Source organism: Fodinicola acaciae (assembly GCF_010993745.1).
Taxonomy (GTDB): domain Bacteria; phylum Actinomycetota; class Actinomycetes; order Mycobacteriales; family HKI-0501; genus Fodinicola; species Fodinicola acaciae.
In genome coordinates this window covers 1,273,627-1,295,028 of record NZ_WOTN01000004.1, presented here as the reverse complement: position 1 = coordinate 1,295,028, position 21,402 = coordinate 1,273,627, and the positions used below count along the sequence as shown (strand labels likewise).

The 21,402-nt window shown below is 69.6% G+C and carries 20 protein-coding genes; 3 read left to right on the top strand and 17 right to left on the bottom strand.

The features are described 5' to 3' along the window. Positions 1-119 precede the first annotated feature (119 nt). Entirely contained in the window at positions 120-1,487 is a 1,368-nt protein-coding gene (locus GNX95_RS41600; protein ID WP_163513650.1) for an FAD-dependent oxidoreductase, read from the top strand. A gap of 77 nt (positions 1,488-1,564) precedes the next feature. On the opposite strand, the gene GNX95_RS41595 is transcribed toward GNX95_RS41600, so the two are convergent. The 3 genes from GNX95_RS41595 to GNX95_RS41585 all read right to left on the bottom strand — a co-directional run bounded on the left by GNX95_RS41595 (position 1,565) and on the right by GNX95_RS41585 (position 4,142). Further along, positions 1,565-2,542, bottom strand: a complete 978-nt coding sequence (locus GNX95_RS41595; protein WP_163513649.1) for a glycine betaine ABC transporter substrate-binding protein — start codon at positions 2,540-2,542, stop codon at positions 1,565-1,567. A gap of 154 nt (positions 2,543-2,696) precedes the next feature. Continuing rightward, positions 2,697-3,410 (bottom strand): ABC transporter permease, encoded by a 714-nt coding sequence (locus GNX95_RS41590; protein WP_163513648.1) that lies wholly within the window; start codon positions 3,408-3,410, stop codon positions 2,697-2,699. Beyond that, entirely contained in the window at positions 3,411-4,142 is a 732-nt protein-coding gene (locus tag GNX95_RS41585) for an ABC transporter permease (protein WP_222854321.1), read from the bottom strand. Between the two features lie 3 nt (positions 4,143-4,145). Between GNX95_RS41585 and GNX95_RS41580 the strand changes: the two genes are divergently transcribed. After that, complete coding sequence (locus GNX95_RS41580) at positions 4,146-5,150, top strand: ABC transporter ATP-binding protein (RefSeq protein WP_246281938.1); 1,005 nt, start codon at positions 4,146-4,148, stop codon at positions 5,148-5,150. Positions 5,151-5,466: 316 nt separating this feature from the next. Here the strand turns inward: GNX95_RS41580 and GNX95_RS41575 are convergent, their stop codons facing one another. The 13 genes from GNX95_RS41575 to GNX95_RS41515 all read right to left on the bottom strand — a co-directional run bounded on the left by GNX95_RS41575 (position 5,467) and on the right by GNX95_RS41515 (position 16,786). After that, the gene (locus GNX95_RS41575; RefSeq protein ID WP_163513647.1) at positions 5,467-5,766 is read right to left on the bottom strand and encodes a hypothetical protein; all 300 of its coding nucleotides are present in this window, start codon (positions 5,764-5,766) and stop codon (positions 5,467-5,469) included. Next, complete coding sequence (locus GNX95_RS41570; protein ID WP_163513646.1) at positions 5,763-6,698, bottom strand: ABC transporter permease; 936 nt, start codon at positions 6,696-6,698, stop codon at positions 5,763-5,765. Before GNX95_RS41570 ends, GNX95_RS41575 begins: the two co-directional genes overlap by 4 nt. Before the next feature lie 40 nt (positions 6,699-6,738). Then, positions 6,739-7,518 (bottom strand): hypothetical protein, encoded by a 780-nt coding sequence (locus GNX95_RS41565; RefSeq protein ID WP_163513645.1) that lies wholly within the window; start codon positions 7,516-7,518, stop codon positions 6,739-6,741. After that, complete coding sequence (locus GNX95_RS41560; RefSeq protein ID WP_163513644.1) at positions 7,515-8,015, bottom strand: SigE family RNA polymerase sigma factor; 501 nt, start codon at positions 8,013-8,015, stop codon at positions 7,515-7,517. Before GNX95_RS41560 ends, GNX95_RS41565 begins: the two co-directional genes overlap by 4 nt. 63 nt (positions 8,016-8,078) lie before the next feature. After that, the gene (locus tag GNX95_RS41555; RefSeq protein WP_163513643.1) at positions 8,079-8,786 is read right to left on the bottom strand and encodes a 4'-phosphopantetheinyl transferase family protein; all 708 of its coding nucleotides are present in this window, start codon (positions 8,784-8,786) and stop codon (positions 8,079-8,081) included. Further along, complete coding sequence (locus GNX95_RS41550) at positions 8,767-9,267, bottom strand: DUF3180 domain-containing protein (protein ID WP_163513642.1); 501 nt, start codon at positions 9,265-9,267, stop codon at positions 8,767-8,769. Before GNX95_RS41550 ends, GNX95_RS41555 begins: the two co-directional genes overlap by 20 nt. Positions 9,268-9,490: 223 nt before the next feature. Then, complete coding sequence (gene folB, locus GNX95_RS41545) at positions 9,491-9,853, bottom strand: dihydroneopterin aldolase (protein ID WP_163513641.1); 363 nt, start codon at positions 9,851-9,853, stop codon at positions 9,491-9,493. After that, a complete protein-coding gene (gene folP / locus GNX95_RS41540) occupies positions 9,846-10,676 on the bottom strand; it encodes a dihydropteroate synthase (protein WP_246281967.1) in 831 nt (276 codons plus the stop codon). The genes folB and folP overlap by 8 nt, the downstream gene beginning before the upstream one ends. Then, positions 10,676-11,257 (bottom strand): GTP cyclohydrolase I FolE, encoded by a 582-nt coding sequence (gene folE, locus GNX95_RS41535; RefSeq protein ID WP_246281966.1) that lies wholly within the window; start codon positions 11,255-11,257, stop codon positions 10,676-10,678. Before folE ends, folP begins: the two co-directional genes overlap by 1 nt. A gap of 49 nt (positions 11,258-11,306) precedes the next feature. Beyond that, a complete protein-coding gene (gene ftsH, locus GNX95_RS41530; RefSeq protein ID WP_163513640.1) occupies positions 11,307-13,391 on the bottom strand; it encodes an ATP-dependent zinc metalloprotease FtsH in 2,085 nt (694 codons plus the stop codon). Between the two features lie 232 nt (positions 13,392-13,623). Then, positions 13,624-14,166: a hypoxanthine phosphoribosyltransferase gene (gene hpt, locus GNX95_RS41525; RefSeq protein WP_163513863.1), complete on the bottom strand. Its 543-nt coding sequence runs from the start codon at positions 14,164-14,166 to the stop codon at positions 13,624-13,626. A gap of 627 nt (positions 14,167-14,793) precedes the next feature. Then, positions 14,794-15,708, bottom strand: coding sequence for a tRNA lysidine(34) synthetase TilS (gene tilS, locus GNX95_RS41520; RefSeq protein WP_222854319.1), 915 nt, complete (start codon positions 15,706-15,708; stop codon positions 14,794-14,796). A gap of 16 nt (positions 15,709-15,724) precedes the next feature. Continuing rightward, on the bottom strand, positions 15,725-16,786 hold the full coding sequence (locus tag GNX95_RS41515; RefSeq protein WP_163513638.1) for a zinc-dependent metalloprotease: 1,062 nt from the start codon (positions 16,784-16,786) through the stop codon (positions 15,725-15,727). Between the two features lie 192 nt (positions 16,787-16,978). On the opposite strand from GNX95_RS41515, the gene GNX95_RS41510 reads away from it, so the two are divergent. Then, on the top strand, positions 16,979-19,804 hold the full coding sequence (locus GNX95_RS41510) for an ATP-binding protein (RefSeq protein WP_163513637.1): 2,826 nt from the start codon (positions 16,979-16,981) through the stop codon (positions 19,802-19,804). 154 nt (positions 19,805-19,958) lie between these two features. Here GNX95_RS41510 and dacB read toward each other — a convergent pair whose 3' ends face one another. Then, on the bottom strand, positions 19,959-21,374 hold the full coding sequence (dacB, locus tag GNX95_RS41505; RefSeq protein WP_163513636.1) for a D-alanyl-D-alanine carboxypeptidase/D-alanyl-D-alanine endopeptidase: 1,416 nt from the start codon (positions 21,372-21,374) through the stop codon (positions 19,959-19,961). Positions 21,375-21,402 lie beyond the last annotated feature (28 nt).

Below are 21,402 nucleotides of genomic sequence, written 5' to 3'. Positions count from 1 at the left end.
GCGGTGCGGCAACACCGCACGGAGACCTGGTGAGGCAAGCACGGCCGAAGCCGGATACCCGCGTCCCCTCCTCGCACGGTATCAGGACCGGTCACATTCTGATACCGAGGAGTTTTCCCATGTCTGCTTTAAGAAACGCACCCCGAGTTTTGGTGATCGGCGCCGGCACCGGTGGCCTCGCGTTGGCGCACGGCCTTCGCCGCGCCGGCATTCCGGTCACCGTCTTCGAACGCGACCGGACGCGTACGGACGGCCTGCAGGGTTATCGGGTCGGCATCTCACCGGACGGCAGCCGCGCGCTGCACGACCTGTTGCCGCCGGAGCTTTTCGACATCTTCGTGGCCACCTGCGCGCGGGCACCGATCTATTTCAACCAGTACACCGAAAACTGGGGTGAGCTGCTGTCGATGGGACCGGAGGTCGCGGACTCGGCGCCGGCGCCCGGCGACATCGCGCAGGATCGCTCGGTGAGCCGGATGACGCTGCGCCAGGTGCTGCTGACCGGCTTGGAGGACGTCGTACGCTTCGACAAGGTTTTCCAGCGCTATGAGCAAAACGCCGACGGCACGGTGACCGCGTGTTTCGAGGACGGCACGTCGGCGACCGGTGACGTGCTGGTCGCCGCCGACGGCTCCAACTCGCGCGTACGCCAGCAGTATCTGCCGCATGCCCGGATGTTCGACACCGGTTTGGTCGGCATCACCGGAAAAACCGAGCTGAACGATCGTACGCGCGCATTGTTGCCGGAGAAAGTGCAGCGCGGTGTATCGATGGTTTTCGCGCCCGGTGGCAACAGCATGATCGTGCACGTCATGCAGTTCAACTGGGACCTGCACGGCAAGCCGCGCGACGACATCGGCGGCAGCGATGCCGACCTGCTGGCGAGCTGGCCGGGACTGCAGTGGGACAACACGCGCGACTATGTGATGATCGGTTTCGGCACGGCGGCCCGCACCCTGCCGACGAACGTGATGGATTTGCGTGGCCAGCAGCTGAAAAACCTGCTCATCGAGCGTACTCGCCGCTGGCACCCGCACCTGCGCGAGTTGCTGTCGCTGGTCGATCCCGGCAGCTGTTTTCCGTTGAACATCAGGACAACCGAGCGCCAGCCGCAGTGGCCGACCAGCAACGTGACGCTGATCGGCGACGCGATCCACACGATGACGCCCGGCCGTGGGGTGGGCGCCAACACCGCGCTGCGCGACGCGCGACTGCTGTGCCGCAAACTGGTCGCCGTACGCGACGGACAGCTGTCACTGCTGGACGGCATCCGCGCGTACGAGACGAAAATGATCGACTATGCCTTCGACGCGGTGGAGAAGTCGCTGTCCGGCATGACGGTGAACCAGCCGATTTTCAAGCCGTTCATCGGTCCGCTGGCGCTGGCCGGCATGCGTACGTCGATGCGCGTGATCAACAACGTGCCGGCGCTGAAACGGAAAATGGCGCGGTCGTTCGCCTCGATCCGCGACCAGGACGACGACTGAGGACCATCGCGAGGGTGACGTTTTGGCGGTCGCCAGGCCGGTTCTGACCGCAAAACGTCACCCTCGCGGTGGTGTGGCTAGCTTGTCGTGGTCAGGCTGCCGTCGGAGGAAAGCACCAGCGCGATGCTGACCTTGCCGGCCTTCAGCGCCTGCTTGCTGAGCGGACCGGCCGAGTCGAGCGTGGTGAACGAGCCGTAGGAGAGCTTGTAGGTCTTCTGCAGGCCAGGCGCGCAGAACGGCCGCTCCTTGCACTCCGGCGGACCGCCGAGGATCGTGGCCTGACCGGAGCACTTCGCGGCGAAGTCCGACAGCGTCTTCACGCCGTTTTTCTGTGCGAACGCGGTCGTCACGGCGAAAGCGTTCTGGTCGGTGGCCGCGGCCGGCTTACCGAACGCCAGGCCCTTGGCCTTGCCGAGCGGGGTCAGCGCGGCGACGGTCTTGTCGATGTCCGGAGTTGCCTTGCCCTTGCTGAGAAACTCGGTCAACGTCGCGGCGTACTCCGGCACCACCTGCAGCTCGCCCTTCTCCAGCGCCGGCAGGTAGGCCTCGCGGTTGCCGACCGTCTTGACGCTGGTGCTGAAACCGGCCGCCTTCAGCACCTGGGCGTAGATCTCGCCGAGCGTCTGGCTCTCGGCGAAGTTGGCCGCGCCGACGACGATGGCGCCGGAGCCTTTCTGCAGGCCGTCGGTCAGCTTCTTGTCCGCGACGAACCCGGTCGCGGCCGCCTGCGAGGTCTTGCGCTCCACGTCGACCTGTTTGTTGAGCGCGATCAGCGTGGGGCTGTCCAGCGCCGCGGAAACCTTGTCCAGCGCGGCGACCAGCGCCGGCGAGGCGGCTTTCTCGTTGATGGCCGGGATGACGTTGTCGGAGTTCTGCAGCTTTTTGTCGTCGGTCAGGGCGACCAGGTCGGTGCCCTGGACCGGTGCGCAACCGGCCTTTCCGCTGGCGGTGCCGCCGCCGTTGCCGGAGCCGGACGAACCGGCCTGGCCGCAAGCCGCGAGCGCACCAGCCATCGCGACCGCGGTGAGGGTGAGAACTATCCTGCGAGAGCGCATAGGCCCGCCTTCTGTGTCCCGCTGGCTGCTGTGCCAACGCGTGTCCGGACGGGTCGCGACGCGGCCCGTTCTTTGTCGTAGAAGCGTACTGAACACGTACGACATCGCATCCGCAAGTCGACATGCGAAGCCGAAAAACCGGAAATAAGCAGGATTACGCGGCGGCGCCGGCCGGGTCGGCGGTCACCGGTTTGGCCGTACGCCTGCGCACCTTGCCGGGCGTCACCAGCTTCTGCACGATCGCCAGCACACCCTCGGTGACCAGCGCCAACAGCGCCACCAGGAAACCGCCGGCCAGGATCACGCCGCCTTTCTGTTGTCCCAGGCCGAGGTTGATGATGTTGCCGAGGCCGCCGCCGCCGACCAGCGCGGCAAGTGTGGTGGTCGCCACCACCTGCACGGCGGCCGTACGAAATCCGGCCGCGATCAACGGAATCGCCAGCGGCACCTCGACCCGCCAGAGAATCTGCCCGCTGGACAACCCCATCCCGCGAGCCGCGTCGACCACGTCGGGGTCGACACCTCGCAGACCGACATAAGTGTTGGACAGCAACGGCGGAATGGCGAAAACCGCGAGCGAGATCACCGTGGCCGGCGTACCGAAAAACCACGCGCTCACCGACGAAAGGATCGTCAACAGAGCCAATGTCGGGATGGCGCGTGAGGCGTTGGAGACCACCACGACCACATTGCCGCCGCGACCCGTGTGACCGAGCCAAAGTCCGAGCGACCAGGCGATGACACAGGCGATCAGCACGGCCAGGAAGGAAATCCACAGGTGCTCGCCGGTCAGGGCCAGGATGCCGTCAGAGCCCTGCCAGTTGAGCGGGTCGTTGAGCCAGACGAGCGCTTCGCTGATCGGATTCATTTACGCGGCCCTCCGCCGAGCCCACGGAGACAACAATCTGGTAACGGTCGCAAGCAGGACGTCGGCGAACAATGCCAGCACGACGCACAGAATCGACGCGGTGACGATCTGGGCGCGATAGAAGTTCTGGTTGAATCCCTGCAGGATCAGCTGGCCCAGGCCGCCGCTGCCGACCGCCGCGCCGACCGTGACCAGCGCGACCGTCGACACCGTCGCGACCCGGATGCCGGTCATGATCGACGGCAACGCGATCGGCAGGTCGACCTGCCAGAACAGCTTCAGCGAGCCATATCCCATTCCCTGCGCGGCATCGCGTACGTCCGCCGGCACGCCGTCGAGGCCGGTGACCGTGTTGCGCACCAGGATGAGCAGCGCGTACATCACCAGGCCGATCACCACCGGCGTGTTGTTGAGACCGGTGAATGGGACCAATGCCGCGAAAAGCGCGAGCGACGGAATGGTGTACATGACGCCGGTCACACCGATGATCGGCGCCGCGAGCCATCGAATCCGGCTGGCCACCAGCCCCAACGGCACCGCGATGATCGTCGCGATCACGATGGATTCCAGCGTTAAGGTGACGTGCTCGAGGAAATGATCGAGGATGGTTGGAGCGTTGTCCTGAAGGTACGACCAACTCAACCACGGGTTGGGAGCATCGGCCGGGCCCGCGAGCACGGTCGTGTCACTATGTAACGCGCCGTACGGAATGACCGCCTGGAGATTGGACACGGGGTGGACGCTACCGCGAAGCCCGCGATCCGGCTGGACAATGTCAGCAAGCAGTATCCAGATGGCACCGTCGCCGTCGCCTCGCTGACCATCGACATCCCCGAGGGAGAGCTGGTCGCCTTCATCGGCCCGTCCGGCTGTGGCAAGTCCACGACCCTGCGGATGATCAACCGGCTGACCGAGCCGACCGGCGGTCAGCTGTGGCTCGCCGACGAGGACGTGACGCGCGTCGACCCGGTGCGGCTGCGCCGGCGGATCGGCTACGTGATCCAGCAGGTCGGCCTGTTTCCGCACCAGGACGTGCGTACCAACGTCGGCACCGTGCCGCGGTTGCTCGGCTGGGACGGCAAGCGGATCCGCGAGCGCACCGACGAGCTGCTCGACCTGGTCGGTCTCGACCCGGCGGTCTTCGGCAAGCGCTATCCGCACGAGCTGTCCGGCGGCCAACGGCAGCGAGTCGGTGTCGCGCGCGCGTTGGCGGCCGACCCCGTCGTGCTGCTGATGGACGAGCCGTTTTCGGCCATCGACCCGATCGCGCGCGGCCGGCTGCAGGAGGAGTTTCTGCGGCTGCAGGCCGAAGTGCGCAAGACGATCGTGATGGTGACCCACGACGTCGACGAGGCCGTACGGATGGCGGACCGGATCGCGGTGTTCTCCGAAGGCGGAAAGCTGGAGCAGTACGCCGACCCGGCGACGATCCTCGGTGCGCCGTCGTCCTCGTTCGTGGCCGACTTCGTCGGCGGCGACCGGTCGCTGCGGCGGCTCGCGGTGACGCCGATCGACGTGAACGCGCTCGCGCCGCTGTCGGCGGTGACCAAGGTCGACGACGTGCCGTCGGTGACGGTCAACGCCAGCCTCAAGGACGCGCTGGCGGTGCTGCTGGCCGGCGACACCGGCTGGGTGGCCGTACGGGACGGGTCGACCACGCTCGGCGTACTGTCGCCGCAGGCCCTCCACCAAACCCTGCGCCACGCCCTGCCGCCGGAGGCGGCGACCGCCGACGACTGACTGTCGGTGGCCGGTGGCACGCTCGAATCCGGGGGCCTGATGGCGCAATCGGCATCCGATTGCGCCGTCTGATGTGCTCTGACCTGCGGTTATCTCTTGGCAGTTGCCAATCGGTCGTCCGGCTGGTGTCCCCGAGTCGGACGTTCCCATGACCGGTTTGCCTAGCACTCGCCGGGTCGTCAGGGGGAGGGCGTTGGATGGCGCGAAAGCCGATTTACTGGCGCTAGAGGCGCGACGCGCGTCCGACTATCAGGTCGAAACCTGACCATCTAGTGGTGTGTTTCTGAAATGGGCGTGCCATTTCGGAAACACACCACTAGCGAGCGGGCGCGTGCTTGAGCAGGTAGTCGACGAAGGCCGCGCGCAGCACCGGCTCGGCGTCACCGTACGCGTGGCCGGTGAACTCGCGCCACAGCGCCACCGCGTCGTCGATGGCCAGCCCGATGTCGCCGGTCGAGTTGTCCAGCCGCTCGGCCTGCGCGGCGGCCGGCAGCCGGCGGAACAGGTCGATGAAGAACCCGAGATCGCCGTGGTGGCGCGCCGTGCTGAAAGCGCGCTTGCGCAGCTCCTCGGTCGGCAACGCGTCGAACTCGGCGAACCGTGGGTCAGTCGTCATTGCGCCAGCGTACGAGGCGGCGTACGGCCGCCGCCGAGCGCGTCGGCACCCCAGCTGACCACCAGGCCGACGACCGCCATCACGGCGAGCAGGAGCTGCGTCAGCGCGGACGACAGGCCGGCCAGGGCGGTGAGGCCGCTGACGCAGGCGACCAGCATGACGCCGAGGAACGTGCCCGCCACACCCACACGCCGGCCACGCAGGCTCGCGCCACCGATCAGCACGGCGGCGATGATCCAGAGCAGCTGCGGCGTGCTCGTCGGCACGGCGACGCCGAGGTAGTACGCGCCGATGATGCCGCCGATGCCAGCGACCACCGTGCTGACCACGGTCGCGCCGGCCGCCACACCGAGCGCCGGCAGGCCACGCTTTCCGTCTCCGACCGACCGATACTGGCCGAGCGTCCGGCGTACCGGCCAGAACGCGCACGCGACGCCGACACCGATCGAGCCGATCGCGGCCAGGCCGAAGAGCACGCCGGCGATGGTCGTGCCGGCGCCTCCGCTGCCGACCTGCACCGACTGGTTGCCGAGCACCAGCGACGCCACCGCGGACAGCGCCAGCCCGAAGACCAGCGTGCCGGCCCAGGTCGGCACCGGCAGCAGCACGGCCGCGAGCGCGACCAGCGCACCGACCACGACCAGCACGACGATGCTGACGACGATGCCGAGCACGCCGCCGACCTGCGCCGCGATTGCGGCACCGACGGCTGCCGCACCGACGACCGCCAGGTTGGGCACCGCGGCGCGTACGGACAGGGAAAAAGCGAAAGCGACGATGCCGGTGGCGGCGACCGACAGGAACAGGACGCCGATCCGGCCGCCGGTGGCCAGCACGACCACCAGCAGCACGAGCACCGCCAGCAGCAGTACGCCTTCCCAGATCAGGTGAAACAGCAGCCGGTCCGCCGGCTCGGGACGCGTGTCAGTCACGGCCGGCATCCTATGCCGGTGCGACAACCCTGACCGGCTGTTACCAGCGATGGGAGCTGACGAAGGCGGTCAGCTGTTCAACGGTGAGCGGCAGCGTCGTACCGACGCGCGCGCTGCTGCCTTTCGGATCGGCCTCGGTGCTCAGGTGCATGTTGATGTCGGCGAGGTCGGCGCGGACCAGCTCGATCTTGGTGGTCAGTCCGCCGGGCACGTGCGGATCACGCCAGGTGCTGATCGCCAGCGTGCTGCCGTCCGGCAGCGTACGCAGACTGCAGTCCCCTGACTGGTCGCAGCTCGCCTTCTCTCCCCTACTGGTCCGATAGACGGCGAGATCGAAGCCGCCGGTCGCGTTTCCCCTGGTCAGCCGGCCGCCGATGGCCGCACCGGAGCAGGTCCGCGGCTTCTTGTCCGGCTCCAGCCGCGTCGGCGACCTGTCCGTGTCGTGCGACGCCCTGGGGCCGACCTTGACGATGACCGCGCCGCAGTTGGACGACCGCGAGTTGTCGAGAGTGACCGTCGCGACGCCGGCGAGGATCGTGCGTGCCTTCGCCGCGAGCTTCGCGGCGGTGTCCGGCGGCGTGTACGTGGCGGCCTTGTTCGCGGCCGGCGCCGCTGGCGGCTGGACCGTACGGTTGCCGACCGGCTGTTGCCAGAGCGCGACACCGGCCACGACCGCCGCGACGGCGGCCGCCGTCAGCAGCGGCGCGGCGAGGCGGCCGCGAGCAGGTCTTTCCGGCACGATGTGCGCCTGGACGGGCGTGGCGTCCGCGCGCTTCTCCAGCTCCGCGAAGGCGTCGTGCAGCGTACGCAGGGTGTTCATGATTGCTCCACAGGCTCGGCGACATGGCGGTCGGATCGGGCGATGTCGATGCGCAACGACCGCAGGGCTCTGGAGATCTGGCTGCGTACGGTGCTCTCGCGGCAGCCGAGCTCGGCGGCGACCTCCGTGTCGGAGAGTCCGACGTAGTAGCGCAGCACGACTGCCGCACGCTGCCGGCGCGGCAGCCGTGCCAGCAGTGCGATCATCGCGTCACGCTCGGCGTAGGCGTGCGCGCCGTCCGCGACCGCTTCTTCCGGCGGCTGCCGGTCGATCGCGGTCCGGCGCAGCCGGCGCCGCCACGACAGGTGCTCGTTGACGACCATCCGGCGCACGTACGCGTGCGGGCGATCCATCGCGCCGATCGCCGGCCACCGCTCGAACGCGCGTCCCAGCACGTCGCTGACCAGGTCGTCGGCGAGCCACGGCTGTCCGGTCAGCACGGTGGCAAAGCGCATCAGCGCGGGGCGCTGCGCGCGCACGTACTCGGTGAACTCCATCGGCACCTCTCATCGCATCCGATCCGGCTCGTCAACGCCGGAGCGGTGCGATCCGCTGCATCGCTATCGAGATTTCAGCAAAGCGGAGCCGTCGTGCTCGGTGATCTCGACCGGCGTACCGGTGATCACGGCGACGCAGCCGAGGTGCAGAGCATCCGGTTGGAGGTCCGCGAACGACACGGTCGGTGCGGGACGGTCGGTCATCGACCAGGTGAGCAACTCCGGCTTGGTCGCCGGCGAGCTCACGGTGAGGCTGTGCAGACCTGCGGACAGGCCGTCGCCGGTGGCCTTGAGCAGGGCCTCTTTGCGGCACCAGTACGTGAAGAAGGCCTGCGGTCTGCGGTCGGCCGGCAGCGCGTCGAGCACGCGTTGCTCGGCTTCGGACAGCGCGACGCTGCTGAGCGATCCGATGTCGATCGACCGGTCGACGCGCTCGACGTCCACGCCGACCGGCTCCGGCGCGAGCGCGACGGCCACGCGCTTCCCGGAATGCGAGAGCGAGGTTTCCAGGCCGGTGCCGGGCAGGCGTGGCTTGCCGTGGTCGGCGCCGCAGTGGCACGTACGGTCGAAAACGATCTGGTCCGGCGCGACGCCGAGGCGGTCGCCGACCAACAGCCTGGTCAGGGCGTGCGCGGTCAGGTAGAGGTCGCGGTCCGACTGGCGTACGAACGCGCGGTGGCGGTCGCGCTCGGCCGCTGGCAGCAGGGTCAGGAGCCGGTCAGCCGCGTCGGTCGCCGAGGCCCACCAGATCTCAGTCCCGCGGTTTGTCATCGTCGTCGGCCGGCGGGATGCGGCAGGAACGTTCCAGCCAGAGCGCCGCGCCGGCCAGGAGCGCGGCCGTGACGACGCCACCGCCGGCGATCGGCACCTCGGCCGCGGCCGCGCGGAGCTGGTCGGCGACCGACAGCACGTAGAGCAGGGCTCCGGCGTACAGGCCGGCGAAGATGGCGCCGGCCAGCGACGAGGCCTTGGCCAGCACGATCATCCGGGCCGCGGACAGCGGCGGCATCGGCTCGGTGCCCGGCCGCCGCTCGATGCGAGCCTTGGTGGCGCGGGCCAGCACGCCTTCGATGACCGCCAGCACGGCGAACATGAACACCGGCAGCAGCGGCACGGAGATGTCGCCGTAGAAGCGGCTGACCAGCAGATATGCGGCGACGCCCGCGACCGCGAAGGCGAGCAGCAGGGTCAGCGGCCGGGTCGGGCCGATGGACGGCGCGGGACCGTCGGGGTCACGGTCGGGCTCGGTCATCGTCCGGTCCGCTCCGGCGCGACGCACGCATGGAGGCCTTGCTTGCGCTCAACGCACGCATGGTGGCCATGCGACCGCTGGCCAAGATCAACTTTTCTTATGTAAGAAGAAGACCTCAAACCCACCCCCCACCCGTCCTGGGTGGGGGCCAGATTTGCACCGGGGTACGACAGTTTCGCGCTGTAGCGGGTAAACCGCGCGAGCTGGTCGGCCATCGGGGCGGTCAGCCGCGCTCGCGGCGGATCGTGACGGTCAGGTCGGCGAACGGGTGCGCGATCGGCGCGTGCGGCTTGTGCACGGTGATCTCGGCGGCCAGCACCGGCTGGTACGCGAGGCACGCGGCGGCGAGCCGTTCGGCGAGGGTCTCCAGCAGGTGGACCGGCTCGCCGGCGACGATCTCCGCGAGCTGGTCGGTGAGCTTGCCATAGTCCACCGTGTCGGACAGCTGGTCGGAACTGCCGGCAGCGCTCAGGTCCAGCTCGATCGTGGCGTCGACGACGAACACCTGGCCGACCACCCGCTCGTGGTCCAGGTCGCCGTGGAAGCCGTGTACGGTCAGGCCGCGCAGCGTGATCCGGTCAGGCATCGCGGACCGCCTGCCAGACCTTGACCGCGTCCACGGTGGACAGCACCTCGTGCACCCGAATCCCCCAAACTCCTGCCTGCAAGGCGAGGATAGTCGTCGCCAGCGTGGCGTCCTCGCGCTCGTCGACCGGCCGCGGCTGGCCGTCGGCACCGGCCAGCAGCCGGCCGAGGAACGACTTGCGGCTGGCGCCGAGCAGCACTGGAAAGCCGACCGCGATCAGCACGTCCAGATGCGCCAGCAGCTGCCAGTTGTGTTCGGCGCGCTTGGCGAAACCGAGGCCCGGGTCCAGCACCAGGTTGTCCGGGTCGACACCGGCCGCGATCGCCGCGTCGGCGCACCGGGACAGCTCGTCGCGCACCTCGGTGACCACGTCGCCGTACGTGGCCAGCTTGTGCATGTCCCTGCTGTGCCCGCGCCAGTGCATCAGGACCCACGGACAGCCGGCATCGGCCACGACCGCGGCCATGTTGGGGTCGGCCAGTCCGCCGGACACGTCGTTGACCCACGTCGCGCCGGCCGCGAGCGCGGCCTCGGCGACCTGCGCACGGGTCGTGTCGACCGAGAGGGTGATGCCGTCCGCGGCCAGGTCGGCGATCACCGGTACGACCCGCTTGACCTCGGTGTCGGCGTCGACCCGCAGCGCACCGGGCCGGGTCGACTCACCGCCGACGTCGATCAGGTCGGCGCCTTGCTCGACCATCTGCCGGCCGTGATCCAGCGCCGCGTCGACGCTCACGTAGCGGCCGCCGTCGGAGAACGAGTCCGGCGTGACGTTGAGGACACCCATCACCGCCGGCCTGGCGATCCCACCCGGCCTCCTCATCACTTGCCGATGATCAGGCTCATCGCCTCGGCGCGCGAGGTCGCGGACTTCTCGAAGATGCCGCGCACGGCGGAGGTGACCGTACGCGCTCCGGGTCGCCGGATGCCGCGCATCGACATGCACAGATGCTCGCACTCCAGCACGACGATCGCGCCCTGCGGACGCAGCCGCTCCACCATCGCGTCGGCGATCTGGCCGGTCAGCCGCTCCTGCACCTGCGGCCGCCTGGCGAAGCCGTCGACCAGCCGGGCCAGCTTGGACAGACCGGTGATCCGGCCGTCGGCGTTGGGGATGTAGCCGACGTGCGCGACGCCGTGGAACGGCACCAGGTGGTGCTCGCAGCTGGAGTAGAGCTCGATGTCCTTGACCAGCACCAGCTCCTGGTGACCGGCCTCGAAGGTCGTCGTCAGCGCGGCGGCCGGGTCGTAGGTCAGGCCGGCGAACATCTCCGCGTACGACTTCGCCACCCGTGCCGGCGTGTCCCGCAGGCCGTCGCGCTCCGGGTCCTCGCCGACGGCGATCAGGATCTCGCGTACCGCCCTGGCGATCCGGTCGAGGTCGAGGCGCGACTGACCCGCCACCTCGGCGGTGGCGGGTCGGCTGTCGGCTGCGATGCTGCTGCGCTCCGCGTCAGGCACCGGACGGGTAAGGCGGGTTGGTGCCGGGCGTCGGCTTCGGCAGCGGGATCTGCTGCGTGGCCTCCTCGTCGACCGCGCTCGGCGCCACGTCACCGATCACCGCCGGCTCGGTCGGCCGGCTGCCGTTGACCGGCGTGTCCAGCGACTTCTGGTTGAGCGCGGCCAGCTCACGCGGGGTCATGATCGGCGGCTTGTCGCTCGGCGTACGTTTGCCGAAGCCGTTGTACGGAGCCAGCGGCGGACGCTTGACCACCCGGTGCGCGATCCGCTCCAGGTCGGTCTTGGTGAGCGTCTCCTTCTCCATCAGCTCCAGCACCATGGCGTCCAGCACGTCCCGATATTCGACCAGGATCTCCCAGGCCTCGTCGTGCGCCATCTCGATCAGGCTGCGCACCTCCTGGTCGATGACCGCGGCCACCGAGTCGGAGTAGTTGGCCTCGTGGCCCATCGTGCGGCCGAGGAACGGCTCGCCGTCGGTCTGGCCGTACTTGACCGCGCCGAGCTTGGCGGACATGCCGTACTCGGTGACCATCGCGCGGGCCATGTTGGTGGCCTTCTGGATGTCGTCGGACGCGCCGGTGGTCGGCTCGTGGTAGACGAGCTCCTCAGCGGCCCGGCCACCCAGCGCGTACGCCAGCGTGTCGATCATCTCCGAGCGGGTCTGGTTGTACTTGTCCTCGGTCGGCAGCACCAGAGTGTGACCCAGCGAGCGGCTGCGCGGCAGGATGGTCAGCTTGTGCACCGGCGCGGAGTGCGGCAGGGCCCAGGCGACCAGCGCGTGGCCGGACTCGTGGTAGGCGGTGACCTTCTTCTCCTTGTCGCTCATCACCCGCGTCTTGCGCTGCGGGCCGGCCACGACGCGGTCGATGGCCTCCTCCAGCACGTCGTTGGTGATGGCTTTCTTGTCCGAACGCGCGGTGAGGAGCGCGCCTTCGTTGATCACGTTGGCCAGGTCGGCGCCGGTGAAGCCGGGCGTACGGCGGGCGATCGTGTCGAGGTCGACGTCCGGCGCGAACGGCTTGCCCTTGGCGTGTACGCGCAGGATCGACTTGCGGCCCTCCATGTCCGGACGGTCGACGGCGATCTGCCGGTCGAACCGGCCGGGCCGCAGCAGCGCCGGGTCGAGGATGTCCGGCCGGTTGGTGGCGGCGATCATGATCACGCCACCCTTGACGTCGAAGCCGTCCATCTCGACCAGCATCTGGTTGAGGGTCTGCTCGCGCTCGTCGTGGCCACCGCCGAGGCCGGCGCCGCGATGGCGGCCGACCGCGTCGATCTCGTCGACGAAGATGATCGCCGGCGCGTTGGCCTTGGCCTGCTCGAACAGGTCGCGTACGCGGGAGGCACCGACACCGACGAACATCTCGACGAAGTCCGAACCGGAGATCGAGTAGAACGGCACGCCGGCCTCGCCGGCCACCGCGCGCGCCAGCAGCGTCTTACCCGTACCGGGAGGGCCGAACAGCAGCACACCCTTGGGGATCTTGGCGCCGATGGCCTGGAACTTGGCCGGAGCGGCCAGGAACTCCTTGATCTCCTGCAGCTCCTCGATCGCCTCGTCGGCACCGGCCACGTCGGCGAAGGTGGTCTTCGGCGTGTCCTTGCTGACCAGCTTGGCCTTGGACTTGCCGAAGTTCATGACCCGGTTGCCGCCACCCTGCATCTGGCTCATGAAGAAGAACACCAGGAGCAGCAGCACCGCGACCGGCAGCAGGCTGATCAGCAGGCTGGCCCAGAACGAGTCCTTGGTCACCTTGGTGTCGAAGGTGAGGCTGGAGTTGGCGGCCTTGGCCTTCTGGATCGACGCGAAGATCGTCGAGGTGGCCTCGGCCGGGTAGCTCGCCTCCACCATCTTGGAACCCTGCACGGGGTTCTTCAGGGTGAGCTGGAGCAGCTGCTCACGGTCCTGGATGTTGACCTTGGTCAGGTTGCCGTTGGTGATCTGCGCCAGCGCGACCGAGGTGTCGACCTTCTTGTACTCGTCACCGTTCTGGGTGAAGGTGAAGATCACCAAGGCGGCCAGTGCCACCAGCACGACCCACACGAGGGGGCGGCGGAGTATGCGAGTGCGATCCATGCTGCATGCGGGACACCGTTGACGGGTCCCGACCCCTCCTGATCCGACGAATGAAGTGCTCGTGGCCGGATTCGTACCGAAAACGGGTGATCCGGCGGTTGGCGACTACTCGAGGGTACCTCTCGGTGTCCGCTGCCGCAGACACCCCAAGGTGGGATTGCTTACCTCGGGTGTTCACCTAAGGCAACGATGCCACCCGGAGTGGCGTTCCGTTCCGCCTCTCAGCGACCTCTCAGCGTGCGTACACGGCCGGCTTGAGGACGCCGACGTAGGGCAGGTCACGGTAACGCTCGTTGTAGTCCAGGCCATAGCCGACGACGAACTCGTTGGGGATGTCGAAGCCGACATACCGTACGTCCACCGGCACCTTGATCGCCTCCGGCTTGCGCAGCAGCGTCACCACCTCGACCGAGGCCGGGTTGCGGGCGGCCAGGTTGCGCAGCAGCCAGGACAGCGTGAGGCCGGAGTCGATGATGTCCTCCACCACCAGCACGTGCCGGCCGGCGATGTCGGAGTCGAGGTCCTTGAGGATGCGTACGACCCCGGAGGAGGAGGTCGAGGCGCCGTAGCTGGACACCGCCATGAACTCCAGCTGCGTCGGCACCGGCAGCGCGCGGGCGAAGTCGGCCATGAACATCACGGCGCCTTTGAGTACCCCGACCAGCAGCGGCTCGGTCTCGCCGTAGTCGGCCGCGATCTGCTTCGCGAGCTCCACGGTCTTGGCGCGGATCTCCTCCTCGGAGACCACCACCCGCTCGATGTCTGCTTCGTACAAGGTCGCGGCCCCAGCGGTCGTCACCCCTCCAGGGTGTCATGCGCCACCGCCACGCACCCCTGCCGGGGTGGGCGCTTAATGCGCGCAACCACCGCCACCTCGCGGTTTCCGTCGTCCGTTTACCTGCTACAGCCCGAAACTGTCGTACCTGTGTGGGTAAGTTTGCCCCCTCCCTGTCGGGGCGGGGGGTGGGTTTGAGAGGTTGCAAGCAATTGCGAAAACAACAGCCTCATCAGTCACATGAGTCACAACGACCGGCCGCCGACTGGTCGCATGGACCCCTTACGTGCGCCAGACGCACGCATGGTGGCCATGCGACCACGAGCCAATGCCGCAAAAGGTACGTTTAGCGCTATACGGATTCGTAACTTATGTAAGTTTCCACGCGAACCCACCCCCCACCCGATCCGGGTGGGGGCCAAATTTGGCAGGGGGGTACGACAGTTTCGCGCTGTAGCGGGTAGTTTAGTGTCCCGAGTCGGAAATTCGTCACTTGTCTCGGCGCCCAGACGGCGACTGAGCGCACCGGAAAGGCGCCCGAATACGCCCGGTATGAGGGCGCTTTTCCGGTGCGCTCAGTCACCGCCTGGATCCCCGAGCTAAGCAACGAATTTCCGACTCGGGACACTAGGGGGCGACGAGGCGGAGGGTGCGGCCGGTGCGGGTGGCGCGGATGCCGCCGGGGAGGGATACCGGGCCTTGGCCCCGATAGGCCGTGACCAGTGCCTCCAAGGCGGTGATGTGCAGGCTCGTCAGGTCGAACGACGACACCGCGCCAGAGGCCCAAAGGTGCAGCACGCGCGTACGGATCGCCGCAGGTTGCGCGGCGACGACATCAACGTCCAGGCCGTCGGGGGTCACCGCGCGGCGGCTGACGTCCGCGGCGAGGTCGTCGAGTACGTCGGCGTCGGCGCGAGCCATCCGGGCCGTACGCGCCAAGCCGACCACGAGCCCAGGAGCGGCCTCCTCAAGCGCCGGCAGCAGCGCGCGCAGGCGAGAGCGCGCGTAAGCCGGGTCGCTGTTGTGAGGATCACACCAGGGAGTCAGTCCCGCGGCCGCACAAAACGCGGCGGTGGTGGCGCGCGGTACGTCCAAAAGCGGACGTAGGTAGCGGCCGCGCCGAGCCGGCATCCCGGCGGCGGCGCGGATTCCGGAGCCGCGCGCCAACCCCAGCAACACGGTCTCTGCCTGGTCCTCGCGCGTGTGCCCGAGCAACACCGCGGCAGCGCCCAAGCGCTCAGCGGCGGCGTCCAGAGCCGCATAACGAGCGGCACGCGCGGCTGCCTCCGGCCCACCGGACGAGCCGACCGAGACGGTCAGGACCTCGGCGACCGAGAAGCCGGCCGACAGGGCCCAGTCGCGTACGCCGGCGGCCCGTTCCGCCGAGCCTGCCTGCAGGCCGTGGTCGACGGTCAACAACCCGGCCCGCAGGCTGGCGCGCTTGGCGCAATAGGACAAAGCGTGCGCGAGCGCCAGCGAGTCGGCGCCGCCGGAGCACGCGACCAGCACCAACGAGCCGGCCGGACAGTCCAGAGCGGCCACGACCGCCGCCCTCAGCTCATTCAGCGGTGGTGGCGGGCCGACCATGAACCCGTTCGATCCAGGCCTTCGGGTTGGTCAGCTCGGCCAGCACCGGCAGCGTGTTCGGCGAGGTCCAGATCCGGTTGAAGCCAGCCATCCCGACCTCGTCGACGATCGCGGCGACGAACTGCCGGCCCTCCGCGTACTGCCGCAGCTTCGCCTCCACGCCGAGCAGCCGGCGCACCAGCTTCTCGACCGGGTTGGCCGACGCGCGGCGCGCGTTGAACGCGGCGCGGATCTCGGCGACGCTTGGTACGACGTCAGGACCGACGCCGTCCATGACGTACTCGGCGTGCCCCTCGACCAGCGTCATCAGCGCGGTCAGCCGGTCGAGCACCGCCTTCTGCGCCGGCGTCTGCACGATCTCCAGCAGGTTGGCGCGCGACTGCGGATCGTTGACCAGGTCCGACACGGTGGTGAAGGCGCGGCGTACCCGGTCCGCGATCGCCTCCGGGTCCAGCTCGGAAGCGTCGATGAACGCGTTGACCTCGGAGAAGAAGTGCTCGCGCATCCACGGCACGGCGGTGAACTGCGTGCGGTGGGTGACCTCGTGCAGGCAGACCCACATCCGGAAGTCGCGCGGGTCGGCACCGAGCTTGCGCTCCACCTCGACGATGTTCGGCGCGACCAGCAGCAGCCGGCCGGCGCCACCGGAGAACACCTCGTACTGGCCGAGGACCTTGCTCGACATGTACGCGAGCACGCCGCCGGCCTGCGCGCCGGTCACCTTCGGCGCGACCGTACGCAGCACCGGGTTGGCCTGGACGGCGGTCATCTTGTCCGACACCGGCTTGATCACCTTGCGTAGGCCGGAGATGTTGACCTTGGCCCAGTCGCCGCGGTCGACCACCTGCACCGGCGCCGGATCGACGGCCGGCGGCAGGTCGGTGAAGCCGGCCACGTGCTCGGCGGCCTCCTCGCTCAACCGGCGCAGCTCCGACACCACCCCGGCGGCCTCGCTGAAGGTGACGGACGGGCCCGGCGGGGCCAGCCGGGCCGCGGTGGTGGCGGCCAGATCCCAGTCGACGATCTCAGGCATGTCCATACGTTACGGCCAGTCGCGCCCAATAGCTCCTGCCGGCGGCCAACTGGCCCGGCGAAACAACCGGGGTCGGCATCCGTAGGGGTACGTATCTATTGGCGGCCGGCACCCTATCGGCGCCGTCAAAGGGTTCCAACCCGGCCTTTACCCGCCTACCCTCACATCACGCACGAAAGCCGGGAGTCGCCGATGCCGGAAAGCGCACGCGTACGCACCAGCTCACCGGTCCTGATCGGCCGTGACGCGGAGTTGGCCACGCTCGCGCGGGTCGCCGGCATCGCACCGTCGGTGGTTTTCGTCGAAGGCGAGGCCGGCGTCGGAAAGACCCGGCTGGTCAGCGAGCTGGCCGGCCGGTGCGGCTGGCTGACGGTCGGGCACTGTCAGCCGCTGCGCGACCCGTTTCCGTACGGCGTGATCCTCGAATGCCTCGGCGGCGCGCGGCCGGTCCGTCCCGCCCCGATCACCGGCGCGCTCCGGCCCTACCTGCCGGAGCTGGCCGACCGGCTGCCGCCGGCGCTGGAGCCGCTGGCCGATCCGGCCGCCGAGCGGCACCGGTTGTTCCGTGCCGTACGCGCGTTGATCGCCGGCCTCGGCCGCGTGCTGATGGTCGTCGAGGACATGCACTGGGCCGACGACGGCAGCCGGCAGCTGCTGCGTTTCCTGCTCAGCTCGCCGCCGGCCGGTCTGTCGCTGGTGTTGACCTACCGCCAGGAGGACCTGCCCGGCGGTGCGTTGCTCGGCCGGGCGTTCCGGCCGGCGCCCGGCACGGCCAGCGCGCACGTACGACTCGGCCCGCTGGCCGCCGGTGAGGTGGCCGGTCTGGCAGAGGCGATCCTCGACGGCCAGCCGGTGTCGACCGGATTCGCGCAGACGCTGCACGAGCGGACCGCCGGCATTCCTTTTGTTGTCGAGGAAACTCTGTATGCGCTGCGCGATCCGGCTGGTGCGGTGAAGGCCGACAGTGCGACCGCGCAGCGACTGCTGGACAACGTCGAGGTGCCGGCGCTGCTGCGCGAGGCGATGGTCGAGCGGCTCGACGGCCTGCCGGCGCCGGCGCGCAAGGTGGCCGAGGCCGCGGCCGTCCTCGACCAACCGGCGTCGAGTGACCTGCTCGCGTCGCTGGCGATGCTGGCGCCGGCGCGTACCGAAGCCGCGCTGATCCGGCTGCTGGCCGGCGGCGTACTCGTCGAGGACAGCGCGTGCCGCTATGGATATCGGCACATCCTCGCGCAACGCGCCGTCTACGAGACGTTGGAGGGGCCGCGGCGCCGCGACCTGCATCGGCGAGCGGTTCGTACGCTGTCGCGGCTGGAACCCAGACCGCTGGTCCGGCTGGCCGAACACAGCCGGCGCGCCGGCCTGGTCGAGGACTGGCTGGCGCACAGCGAGGCGGCGGCGGACGCGGCGATGAACGCCGGCGACGCGGCGACCGCGGTCGAGCTGCGCAGGTCGCTGCTCGCCGACCCGGCTCTGCCGCCCCGGCGCGTGGACGAGCTGGCCGTCCGACTGTGCCAGGACGCGTTGACCGGCCTCGCGCAGCACGGCGTGACCGACCTGATCGACCGGCTGTTGTCGGACCCGCGGCTGTCCGACGAGGTGCGCGGCGAGGTGCGGCTCGGCCACGGCCTGCTGCTGATCCGCGACAAGGACGCCATGGACCGCGGCCGCGAACAGGTGCGGCTTTCCCTTGACCTGCTGCGAAACCGGCCGGAGCGCGCGCTGAGGGGCATGGCCGTGCTGGCGATGCCCTACCTCGGCTCCAGCCCGCTCTCCGACCACCTGCACTGGCTGCGCCGCGTGGAGGGCGGACTGTCGCAGGTGCGGACCGAGTCGGTGCGGATCGCGTTGCTGGCGAACGTACTCGGTGGCCGGCTGCACATCGCCGAACGCGGCGCCGAGCGGCTGGTCGACCTGCTGCCGGAGCGCTGCGAGGACGCCGAAGCCAACCGCCAACTGGCACGCGCGCATTGCAACTCCGCCGACGCGTTTTCCTGGGTTGGCAAATACGAACGCGCGCGGAACATGTTGCGCAGCGGCCTGCAACTGGCTTCACTGAACGGAAATCCGTACGTCACGAGCACCGCGGAGGCGACCGGGATCCGGCTGGACTGGCTGTCCGGCGGCTGGACCGGCCTGGACGAGCGGTTGCGCCGGCTGGCCGAGACCTATCGACACCTGCTGCCGGTGATCACCGAGCTGAGCCTGGTGACCGGCTGGCTGGCCGCCGCGCGCGGCGACCGCGACGGCGCCGAACGCGCGTTTTCGCGGTCGGGGCTGGGAGAACCGGAGGCGTCGATCGCTCCGGTGGTGATCGCGGCGTCCGGTGGCATGACGAGTTTGTTGCTGGACCACGGAGATGTCGCCGGCGCATGCGCGCAGGCCGACCGCGGCTGGGAAATCGTACGCCGCAAAGGGGTGTGGTCGTGGTCGGGCGAGCTGTCCTGGCCGGCGGCCGAGGCCTACGCGGCGGCCGGTCGTCTGGATGATCTCGCGCGACTGGTCGATGAGGTCGGCCGCGGTCTGGCCGGTCTCGACGCGCCGCTGGCGTCGGTCGCGCTGCTCGCGTGCCGCGGAGTTTTGGCCGCCGCGCAGGGATCGGCCGAGGAGGCAGTGGACCTGATGTCCGGCGCGCGGCGCGGCTTCGACCGGCTCGGCGTGCCATATCGCGCCGCCAAGGCCGCCGAACAGTCCGCGCCGTCGCCGGCCGCGCTCGCCGGCCTGGTCGAGTCGTACGAGCGGCTCGGCGCGACCCACGACGCGGCGCGCTGCCGGCACCGGCTGCGCAGCACCGGCGAGGCTCCGGCGTCGCGGCGCGGCAGGCGCGGCTATGGAAACGCCCTGTCGCCGCGCGAACACGACGTGGCGCGGCTGCTGGCCAGCGGGCAGACCAACCGCGAGATCGCCGAGGCGCTGTATCTGTCACGGCGTACCGTCGAACAACACGTGGCCAGCGTCCTGCGCAAGCTCGGCGTCCGGTCGCGTATGGACGTCCGGGACGCGACCCCGGTGCATTGACGCCCCGCCAGAAGTGTCAGTCCCGGCCGGCAGGCTTCATATCCGGGGATGCTCAGATCACCGACGACGCGATCGGAATCCGATTTGCGTCGTCGCTGGCAGGTGGGCCCCCGTTACCAGAGTCCGCGCTGGGACCGACAGTTTCGTCGAGCGGTCAGGAGCAGCCGCAGCCGGCGATCTCGGTGCCGATCACGTCCAGCGCTGCCTCGGCGGCCAGGGTCCCGGTCGGCGGCACCTTGTCGGCGACCACGGCGAAGGCCAGCAGCCGGCCGGAGCTGTCGACGACCACGCCGGCCAGCGAGCTGACACCGGTGAGCGTGCCGGTCTTGGCGCGTACGATCCCGGCGCCGGCCCTGGCCTGCGCGCTGACGAACCGCTTGTCGAGCGTGCCTGTGTAGCCGGCCACCGGCAGCCCGGTGAGCATCGGCCGCAGCGCCGGCTTGCTCGCGGAGGAGGCGGTGGCGAGTACGGCGCTGAGCAGCCGCGCGGTGACCCGGTCGGCACCGGACAGGCCGCTCGCGTCCAACAGCCGCGCGTCGGACGCCGCGGTCACGCCGGCCGCGGCCAGCACCTTCGGCACCGCCGCCGCCATGCCGCTGAAGGTCGCCGGCAGACCGGCGGCGATCGCGACCTGCCGGCCGAGCACCTCGGAGATCACGTTGTCGGAGATCTCCAGGTCGATGGCGATGATCTGGGAGAGCGGCATCGACCGTACGGAGCCGAGCTCACGCGCGCCGGACGGCGCCTTGCCGCTGGTGATCGTCGCGCCGGACGCGCCGAGCGCCGCAGCGAAACCGGTGGCCGCGAAGGTCGACGGAGTCGCCGTACGCGGCCTGGAGTCCTGGTCCGGGGACGTACGGCCACCGTCCACCATCAGCGCGCCGATCGGCGCCACGTCGCCTTTGAGGTCGCCAGGAGCCCAGCCGGTCGCCGTTGCCGGTCCGCCGAACAGCGACGTGTCGACGACGATCTTGCTGACCTTCGCGCCACCGAGCGCCCTCTTCACCTGGCCGGCGAGCAGGTCGAGGCGAGCGGCGTTCGCGTACGCCGTCCTGGGGCCGATCCCGAGCGTCGGGTCACCGCCACCGACGAGTACGACGCTGCCTGGCTCGGAGCCCTGGACGACGCGGGTCGTGAAGCGGTGATCAGGGCCGAGTTTCTGCAGCGCGGCGGCAGCGGTGAGCAGCTTGGTGGCCGAGGCCGCCGGCGCCGGCCGGCTGTCCCCAGCGCCGTACAACGGCTCGCCGGTCAGCCCGTCCCGGATCGACACGGACACGCTCGGCCCGAGCCGGCTGTCGTGCAGCGCCTGGCCGAGATGGCTGGCGAGACCGGCGACCGTCGGCGCGGCGCCGCTGCCGGACGGGTCGGCGAGCACCTGCTGCGGCTGCTTCTGCAACCCCGGCACCGGGAAGGCGACCGCGGACGCCGGAGGCACCGGCGTGAGCAAGGCCTTGATCGGACCGGCGTACGTGACGGCGAGCACACCGCCGGCCGCCGTCCCCGCGACGGCGACCACGATGGCAACGACCAGACCGGCGACCGTCGCCAGGCGAGGTGTTCGCTCGGCCACCCGTCACCTCCCGCGGTCCACCCGTAGG